Raw genomic sequence first — 8,415 nt, 5'->3', positions numbered from 1 at the left:
CGGACCGGGTGGCACGGGACGGCCGCCGGGTCCCCGGCCCGGACCCGAGGGTCGCCGGCCGGGACCGAACACCGGTGGGATGCCCGGCGCCGCGCGAGGCCCGCAACCGCCGCAGCGTCCCGGCCCGCCGCCCGGACGCCCGCCGCAGGGTCAGCCGCCGAACCAGCCCACCCAGCGCATGGGCCGCCCCGGGGAACCGGGCGCGCCGCGCGGTGAGCAGGGCACCGCGAAGATGGCGCAGCCGGGTGCGCCCACCGAAACCACCCGCCGCGAACGCACCACAACCGGCCCGCGCCCCGTCACGGGTCGTCCGGGTCCGAACACCGGCGAGCGCCGGGCAGACGGACCGGAGGGCCGGCCGTCCCGCTCCGGAGCCGCGGGCGGTCCGCCGCCGCGCCGGCCCGGCGGCCGTTCGGGCGGTCCCGGCGGCCCCGACGGCCGCGGACCCGCCCAGAAACGCAAGAACCGGTGGAAGATCGCCCGCCGGATCGCCTACGTTCTGGTCGCACTGGCCATCGTGGTGCCGAGCACGGTCTTCCTGGTCGCCTATTCCACGGTGTCGGTGCCCGAACCCGGTGACCTCAAGACCAACCAGGTCGCAACGATTCTCGCGTCGGACGGCGAAACCGAGATCACCCGCGTGGTGCCGCCGGAGGGCAACCGCACCGATGTGACGATCGATCAGATTCCGCCGCATGTCCGCAACGCGGTGATCGCCGCCGAGGACCGGGATTTCTACAGCAACCCCGGTTTCTCCATCTCCGGTTTCGCCCGCGCCGCCCGCGACAATGTGCTCGGACGCGAAAGCGCCGGTGGTGGTTCGACAATCACCCAGCAGTACGTGAAGAACGCGCTGGTCGGCGACGAACACAGCCTCACCCGTAAGCTGCACGAGCTGGTGATCTCGGCGAAGATGGCCCGGCAGTGGAGCAAGGACGAGATCCTCACCGCCTACCTGAACACCATCTACTTCGGACGCGGCGCCTACGGCATCAATGCCGCGGCCAAGGCGTATTTCGACAAGCCGGTGCAGGAACTCAGCCTGGCCGAGGGTGCGGTACTGGCCGCGACCATTCAGCTGCCCTCGCTGCTGGATCCCGAGTCGAATCCGGACGGCGCCAAGACCCGCTGGAACTACGTCCTCGACGGTATGGTCGCCGGCGGCAATCTCGACCGCGGCGAACGTACCGGGCTGGCCTACCCGGAGGTGGTGTCGTCGGCGAAGGCCGGGGAGACGACCGAGGCCGCGGGGCCGGAGGGCCATGTCAAAGCGCAGGTGCTGCGGGAACTCTCGGAAGCGGGGATCAGCGAACAACAGCTGAACACCTCCGGACTGGAGATCACCACGACCATCGATGCCAGGGCGCAGCGGGCCGCCGTCGACGCCGCCCGCAAGAACCTCGAGGGCGAACCGGACAAGTTGCGCACCGCGGTGGCCTCGATCGATCCGAAAACCGGTGCGGTACGCGCCTACTACGGCGGTGAGGACGGCTACGGCTACGACTTCGCCAACGCCGCCCTGCAGACCGGTTCCTCGTTCAAGGTGGTCGGCCTGGCGCAGAACCTGGAGAGCGGTATTCCGCTGTCCCAGATGTACGACAGCTCGCCGATTACGGTGAACGGTATCGAGATCACCAACGTCGAAGGCGAGCAGTGCGGGGTCTGCACGATCGCCGAGGCCCTCAAACGGTCGCTGAACACAAGCTTCTACCGGATGCAGCTGGAAATGCAGAACGGTCCGCAGAAGATCGCCGATATGGGTCACAAACTGGGGATTCCGAAGGAGCTCCCGGGAGTCGGCCCCACATTGACAGAACCCGGCGGCGCCGGCCCGAACAACGGCATCGTGCTGGGCCAGTACCAGGCCAGGCCGCTGGACATGGCGTCGGCCTACGCGACGCTGGCGGCATCGGGTATGTACCACAAACCGCATTTCGTGAGCAAGGTCGTATCCGCGGACGGTACCGTGCTGCTCGACCGCGGCGATGTGGCCGGCGAGCGGCGGGTCTCCGAGGCCGTCGCCGACAATGTCACGGCGGCCATGGAACCGATCGCCGCGTACTCCCGCAATCACGGGCTCGCCGGAGGTCGCCCGTCGGCAGCCAAGACCGGTACCGCCCAGCTGGGCGACACCGGCGAGAACAAGGACGTGTGGATGGTGGGTTACACGCCGTCTCTGTCCACCGCGGTGTGGGTCGGCACCACCGACAACTCGCCACTGCGCAACTACGGTGGCGCGATGATCTACGGGTCCGGCCTGGCGTCCGATATCTGGAAAAGCACGATGGACGGTGCCCTCGAAGGCACCCCCATCGAGAAGTTCCCCAAACCCGCGCCGATCAAGGGCCAGGCCGGTGTGCCGAAGTGGACGGCCCCGTACACCGCGCCGTCCACCACCAACCCGACCTTCGAGCCCCCGGTGGTGATCCAGCCGAGCCAGGTCGAGATCCTGCCCGGGATCACCATCCCGGTGCCCGGGGTGGCACCCAACCCGCGTAGCCAGCAGCAACCGCAGAACCAGCCGCAGGGCAACGGGCCGGGTCCGCTACCCGGGCAGCCCACCGCCGGACAGACCAGTACGGCCCCCACGGTCACCCAGGCGCCCGACGCCGGCGGCGGCACCGACACCGGCGGGGACAGCGGAGACAGCGGGGATCCCGGCGGCGACAGCCGTCCGGACTCGGGCGGATAAACCCGCAACACTGTCCGGGAGTCCCGGCTCGGTCCGGGCCGGGACCCCGGTAACAGGTAACCTCGGGTGCCGTGAGCGAGCAGCGACTGGTGGGTGGGCCGGACGACGGTGTAGGCCCCGGAAACGGGCGAACCGGTCGGGCCGCCACAGCCGGTTACGATTCGCCCGCTCCGCTCGCCCGAGATCTGCGTTCGGCGGACACGCGCGACAAACCGAGCCACAACGATTCCATGACCGCCCAGCTGTGCACGGTCGTGGGCGGTCCGGTCGGCGATCACGCGCTGATCGGGCGCGCACGGTTCTGGACCCCGATGCGGGTGCTACTGGCATTCACCGTGATCTTCCTGGCGTTCGGCTGGTTCGCCAAGGCCGGATGTATCCAGCAGACCACCACCACCGACGGACTGCTCAGCCTCGACTGGAACAACGGCCGTCAGTACACGGCCATGTGCTATTCGGACACGGTGCCGCTGTACGGCGCCGAGCGCCTCAACGAGGGCGCGTTCCCGTACAAGAAGTCCTGGGTGGAGGAAACACCCGGCGGCGGCACCGAGGTCCGGCATATGGAGTATCCAGTGCTGTCGGGCATGTACCAGTACGTTTCCATGCTGGTGGCCAAGAGCTGGGACGCCAGTCCGCTGCCGGGGGCACTGCAGGTGGTGCTGTACTTCAATGTGGTGGCCCTGGGTCTCTCGGTCGCCTGGCTCGTCACCATTTGGGCGACCGCGCTGCTGTCCGGCCGCCGGGTATGGGACGCGGCGCTGGTGGCGTGCTCACCGTTGGTGATCGTGCACGCCTTCACCAATTTCGATTTCCTCGCGACCGCCTTCGCCGCACTGGGGCTGCTGGCATGGGCCCGCCGCCGGCCGCTGCTGGCCGGTGTACTGCTGGGGCTGGGTGGTGCGGCCAAGCTGTACCCCCTGCTGCTGCTGGGCCCGATCGTGGTGCTGTGCCTGCGCGCCGATCCGATGCAGCGCACACCCCGCTCGCATCAGGCGACACGGTTGCGCGATATCGACAGTGCCGCGGGGCTGCGCAGTTGGCTGGAAGAAGTGCCGGCACGGATCCGGTTGCTGGGTACCCGCCCGCTCGGCGCGGCCGCGCTGACCGGCGTCGGCGCCGCCAGCACCTGGCTCCTGGTGAATCTGCCGATCGCGCTGCTGTACCCGGACGGCTGGCGGGAATTCTTCCGGCTCAACACCACCCGGCACGCCGATCCCGATTCACTCTACAACGTGGTGATGTCGTTCACCGACTGGTCGGGTTTCGACGGTGTGCTGCGGCACGGCGAACCGCCCACATTCCTCAATCTGATCTCGCTGCTGCTGTTCGTCGCGGCCTGTCTCGGTATCGCCTATATCGGCCTGACCGCCCCGCGCCGGCCCCGGCTGGCCCAGCTGTGCTTCCTGGTCATCGCCGCGTTCCTGTTGACGAACAAGGTGTGGAGTCCGCAGTACTCGCTGTGGCTGGTGCCGATCGCGGTCCTGGCTCTGCCGCACCGGCGGCTCCTGCTGGCGTGGATGACGATCGACGCACTGGTCTGGGTGCCACGCATGTTCTACTACCTCGGCGAGGATCGTAAGGGTCTGCCGGAACAGTGGTTCACCGCGACGGTGCTGCTGCGCGACCTCGCGGTGATCGGACTGTGTGTGCTGATCGTCCGGCAGATCTACCGGCCCGAACACGATCTGGTGCGCCACGAATATCTGGACGATCCGGTCGGCGGGGTGGTCGACCGCGCCCCGGATCCACTGCTGCCGTGGCTCCCGGAGGTGCTGCGCCCCCGGATCTCCCTGGGCACTCATTGGACCGGTGCGATGGCCGCGAAGCGGAACGGTAAGCGCGACACCGCGACCACCGCGACACCGGTGGAGGCGGCCCGGGAGTTCCGACCGCCCGCGCGCCTGGGCTGAGCCGGGCCCGTCGAGCCCGCGGTGCGGTCCGATGAAACACGCGACGCTCGCGCGGCGATGCACGTTCGGGATCACTGGCGGCGTCTCTTCGCGCCACCGCAACCAGTCAGGGGATATCGGTGGATGATCGACAGCAGCACGACAATTTCGCCCGGCGCGGACGAGCGAACCGGAACATACTGCTCGTGGCCGGGATCGGTCTCGGCGCGTTCGTGCTACTCGGCATCATCGGTTACCTGATCGGCGGTGACGACAAGGCAACCGATGAAGCGGCACCTGTCCGAACCACCACCGAGGTGGTAACGCCGCCGGCGCCGGTGGCTCCGGCGCCCGCCGAGCAGGACAGCAGCCCGGCAGCGCCCTCGGAAATCCCCACGGTCGCGACCTCGGCACCCACAACCGCATCGCCGTTACCCGCGGCCACGCCGGCCTACTCCGACCCGCGGTGCGCCCCGGCGAGCGACGAACTCGTCGCCCTGGTCGCCGCCGGTCTCACGACCGACGGGCACAAGCTGGCCAACGGCACAGTGATCGACGAGAACGGCACGACATATTTCGGTGCGACCACGCTCGATGCCTTCGGCGATATGGACGCCCGCTCGGATGTCTGGATCGTGCGGGACGGCGCCGTGTACTCCTCGTCGGGAGGCGCCCGCAATCAAACGGACTTCCCGCGCGCGAGTGACGAACTCGGGATATCCCCGGGCGATCCGATCGTCATCGCCGTGGACAGCTGTGTGATCGACCTGACCGACTGATCACCGAACCGAGAACATCATCGGGAAACGACATGGTCTTCGCCCGATCGGCCGGCGCGTCGGCCGGCTCCGACTCAACCCGCCCGCAGGATTCGCGCCCGCTGTTCGGGTTCGTGCGGTAGCAGATCCAGGTCCAGCTGCCAGGCGTTACCGGTCCACGGATCGAAGAGCGGGGTGCCGGTGACGGTCGGCAGATGGCGGCAGGCACGGGACAGCGCGGCCACCGCGCTGTCCCCCGACTCGGACTCGTTCGCGCCGACGATGATGGTCGACAGTCCGATCAGATCCCCGCGGGCCAGCAACGCCACCAGCCGCTGTGCGTCCGCGGCCTGGTATCCGTGCGGGAAATCCGCCGCGAGCAGGATGCGGTGCTCGGCCGGCGGCGTCGCCTGCCCGGAGTTGTAGGCCATCTCCGCCAGTTCGGCGGCGTCCACGAGTTGCTGTAAGCGCGGTGAGATATCGGAGTGATCGGTGATCGGCGGTCCGGCCGCCACCGGCGCCAGCATCCCGGTGAAACCGGTGAACGCGCCGGTGAGATCGATGATGTCGACCAGGGTCCGGCGGCCCGGCGCGGCCCGCATCAACCGGGCGAGCAGGGCGCCGACCACCGGTGCGACGGCCGCCGAGGATTCGGCGTCCACCCACAGTGGACGATTCAGTGGGACGGGCACACAGTAGGGAACGCGCAGCGCGCCCCGGTCCAGCGCGTAGAGCTCACCGAGCCGGATACCGTCCGCCGGAGCGGCCGGACGGTCCCAGGCCGGGGATTCCCACGAGGCCAGCGCCGCGGGCAGCACCGCATCCGCCTCGTGCAGTTCGCGCAGCAGCTGGGTGCTGTCGCGCCGGTGATTGTGCTCGGCGGTCGCCGTGAGCTCGTCGTGCCGCCGCTGGGCGGCCGCCCGCGCGGTGTCGGCGGCCGGAGTGTTGCGGGTGGCCGGATCGGAGACCGCGGCCGACAGTTCCTGGTCGAGCCGTTCGGCCGCGTAACCGCGCGCCGATTCCAGGGCGGCGGCCGAACGGGCGGCGTCCTCGAAGATCATCCACAGGCGTTCCAGCCCGTGCCCGACCTCCAGGGGCGGAATTTCGGCCGGCGTACCCGGCACAGCGGTCGCTGCGACGGAAGCGGCCACCGCCGCGTCGAGCACGGTGGGCGCGGCCGCCGCGGCCGGCGTGGCGGCGAAACCGTCGGCGCCGTGTGCGCGAAGCAGTTCACCGATCCCGCCCGCGTACCCCTGACCTACCGCGCGCAGCTTCCAGCTCGCACCGCGACGGTAGAGTTCGAAACAGATCAGGGCGGTTTCGCCGGCCTGCGGGGCGATCACGAACTCGGCCACCGCGGCATCGTTCTCCGTCAGCGACGCGGTCACCACGCCGAGCCCGCTCTGCGCGGCGGCCACCAGCAGCACCGCCTGGGCATCCGCGCGTACCTCGGCCGGCGTGACGACGACAGCCGCGTCCTCGACCCGGACCCCCGGGCCGGCCGGACGTTCGGACACCAGCACATCGGCCGCCGAACCGACCCGCAGGTCCGCGGCCACCACCAGCGCCGAAACCGTCAGCGGCACGGCGGCATTCACCCGGAAGCGGGTGAACCCGCCGCCCAGTGGGATGTTCTGCCCCGCCTGCAACTGCTTCATCGCCTGTCCCCCGACACCACTCATACCGCCAGGAACCGGCCCAGCTGGGGAATCGCCTCACCGGGATGTTTGGCGTTGAAACCCTCACCGATGGCCTGCATCTTCCAGTCGTTGCCGACCCGGAAGAGCTTCACCATCGCCATGGCGGTGGTCGGCGTGCCGCCGGTGAGCGAGTAGCGGGCCAGCTCAGCGTTGTTGGCGCCGTCGACCAACCGGCAGAAGGCGTTCTGCACCTGGCCGAACGTATGCCCCTTGTACGAGGTCACGACGAAGATCAGGTTGTTGACATGGGCCGGGATCCGGGTGAGGTCGACCAGAATCACCTCGTCGTCGCCCGCGCCCTCACCGGTGAGGTTGTCGCCCTGATGCCGGATCGAACCGTCCTTGGAGGTCAGCTGCCCGTAGTAGGCGACATCCACCGGGTTCATATCGGCGAACATCACCACCGAGGCGTCGAGGTCGATATCCACCGTCCGGCTGCCGAACAGGCCGCGCTGCTGGACCGGATCCCAGCCCAGGCCCATCTTGACGAAGGTGAGCGCCGCGCCGTCCTCCTTGCGGAGGCTGACGCGCTGTCCCTTCTGCAGGCTCACCGGACCGGTCTTGCTCAGACTGATCTCGCCGGGATGCTGCTGGGTGGACGCCGCCGGAGCGGGCTGCTGCGGGTAACCGGGCCCGGGCGGCGGCGGGTAGCCGCCCCCCTGCGGCGGATAGCCGCCCCCCTGCGGCGGATAGGGCGGAGCAGGCGGTGGCTGCTGGGTCGGGTAGGCCTGCTGGGTGGGCGGTGGCACCGGCGCGGTCTGCTGCACCGGCGGCGGAGGCGGCGGCGCGGCGGCCGGGGCCGCGGTCTGCGGTTCGGCCGGGGAATCGTCCACCGTGACACCGTGGTCGGTGACCAGCGCGGCGAAACCGCCCGCGTAGCCCTGCCCGACCGCCCGCACCTTCCACGCGCCCTGGCGCCGGTAGAGCTCGAGTGCGATCACGATGGATTCGGTGGCCAGTCCGTCGATCCGGTACTCGAACAGCTGCGCGCCGGACTGATCCGAGACATAGGCGACCGGGGCCGCGAACTGCCCGAAGTTGGCGTTCGCGTCGTCGAGGGTGATGACCGCGCGGACCTGCGCGATATCGGCGGGGACCGCGCCGAGGTTCACCGCGAGCGACGCGGGCTGCCCGGCCGGACCCGGGCGCAGGTTCACACCCGGACCGCTGGGCTGATTGTAGAAGACGAAATCCGCGTCGGACCTGACTTTGCCCTGCTCGGTGACCAATAGGGCGGACAGATCGGCCGGAGCCGCCAACTGGATGGAGACCACCACGTCGTTCGTGGCCAGTGGACCGTTCTGGCCTTTGGCGAGTGTTGCGGACAAGTCAGACCCTTCGCTTGTCGGTGCGTATGGATGCCACTGTACGAG

Annotated in this window: 5 protein-coding genes; 3 read left to right on the top strand and 2 right to left on the bottom strand. The window is 69.5% G+C overall.

Going from position 1 to position 8,415, the window contains the following annotated elements:
- The first annotated feature begins 79 nt into the window (after positions 1-79).
- The 3 genes from NGR01S_RS29260 (at position 80) to NGR01S_RS31825 (ending at position 5,363) form a co-directional block, all read left to right on the top strand.
- On the top strand, positions 80-2,692 hold the full coding sequence (locus NGR01S_RS29260; RefSeq protein WP_245664825.1) for a transglycosylase domain-containing protein: 2,613 nt from the start codon (positions 80-82) through the stop codon (positions 2,690-2,692).
- A 185-nt stretch (positions 2,693-2,877) separates the two neighbouring features.
- Entirely contained in the window at positions 2,878-4,605 is a 1,728-nt protein-coding gene (locus tag NGR01S_RS29255; protein WP_245664826.1) for a glycosyltransferase family 87 protein, read from the top strand.
- A 119-nt stretch (positions 4,606-4,724) separates the two neighbouring features.
- Positions 4,725-5,363, top strand: coding sequence for a DUF2510 domain-containing protein (locus NGR01S_RS31825; protein ID WP_174551764.1), 639 nt, complete (start codon positions 4,725-4,727; stop codon positions 5,361-5,363).
- A gap of 74 nt (positions 5,364-5,437) precedes the next feature.
- Here the strand turns inward: NGR01S_RS31825 and NGR01S_RS29245 are convergent, their stop codons facing one another.
- Positions 5,438-7,000, bottom strand: coding sequence for a TerD family protein (locus NGR01S_RS29245; RefSeq protein WP_063042582.1), 1,563 nt, complete (start codon positions 6,998-7,000; stop codon positions 5,438-5,440).
- Between the two features lie 20 nt (positions 7,001-7,020).
- A complete protein-coding gene (locus NGR01S_RS29240; protein WP_063042580.1) occupies positions 7,021-8,370 on the bottom strand; it encodes a TerD family protein in 1,350 nt (449 codons plus the stop codon).
- Between the last annotated feature and the right edge of the window lie 45 nt (positions 8,371-8,415).

Source organism: Nocardia grenadensis NBRC 108939 (genome assembly GCF_001613445.1).
Classification (GTDB): domain Bacteria; phylum Actinomycetota; class Actinomycetes; order Mycobacteriales; family Mycobacteriaceae; genus Nocardia; species Nocardia grenadensis.
Note: the sequence above shows the minus strand (reverse complement) of the source record. Positions and strands in the feature narration are given on the sequence as shown.

Coding starts and splice junctions, on each gene's coding strand:
- NGR01S_RS29260 (WP_245664825.1), top strand. CDS start 80: ATGCCCGGCGCCGCGCGAGGCCCGCAACCGCCGCAGCGTCCCGGCCCG.
- NGR01S_RS29245 (WP_063042582.1), bottom strand. CDS start 7,000: ATGAAGCAGTTGCAGGCGGGGCAGAACATCCCACTGGGCGGCGGGTTC.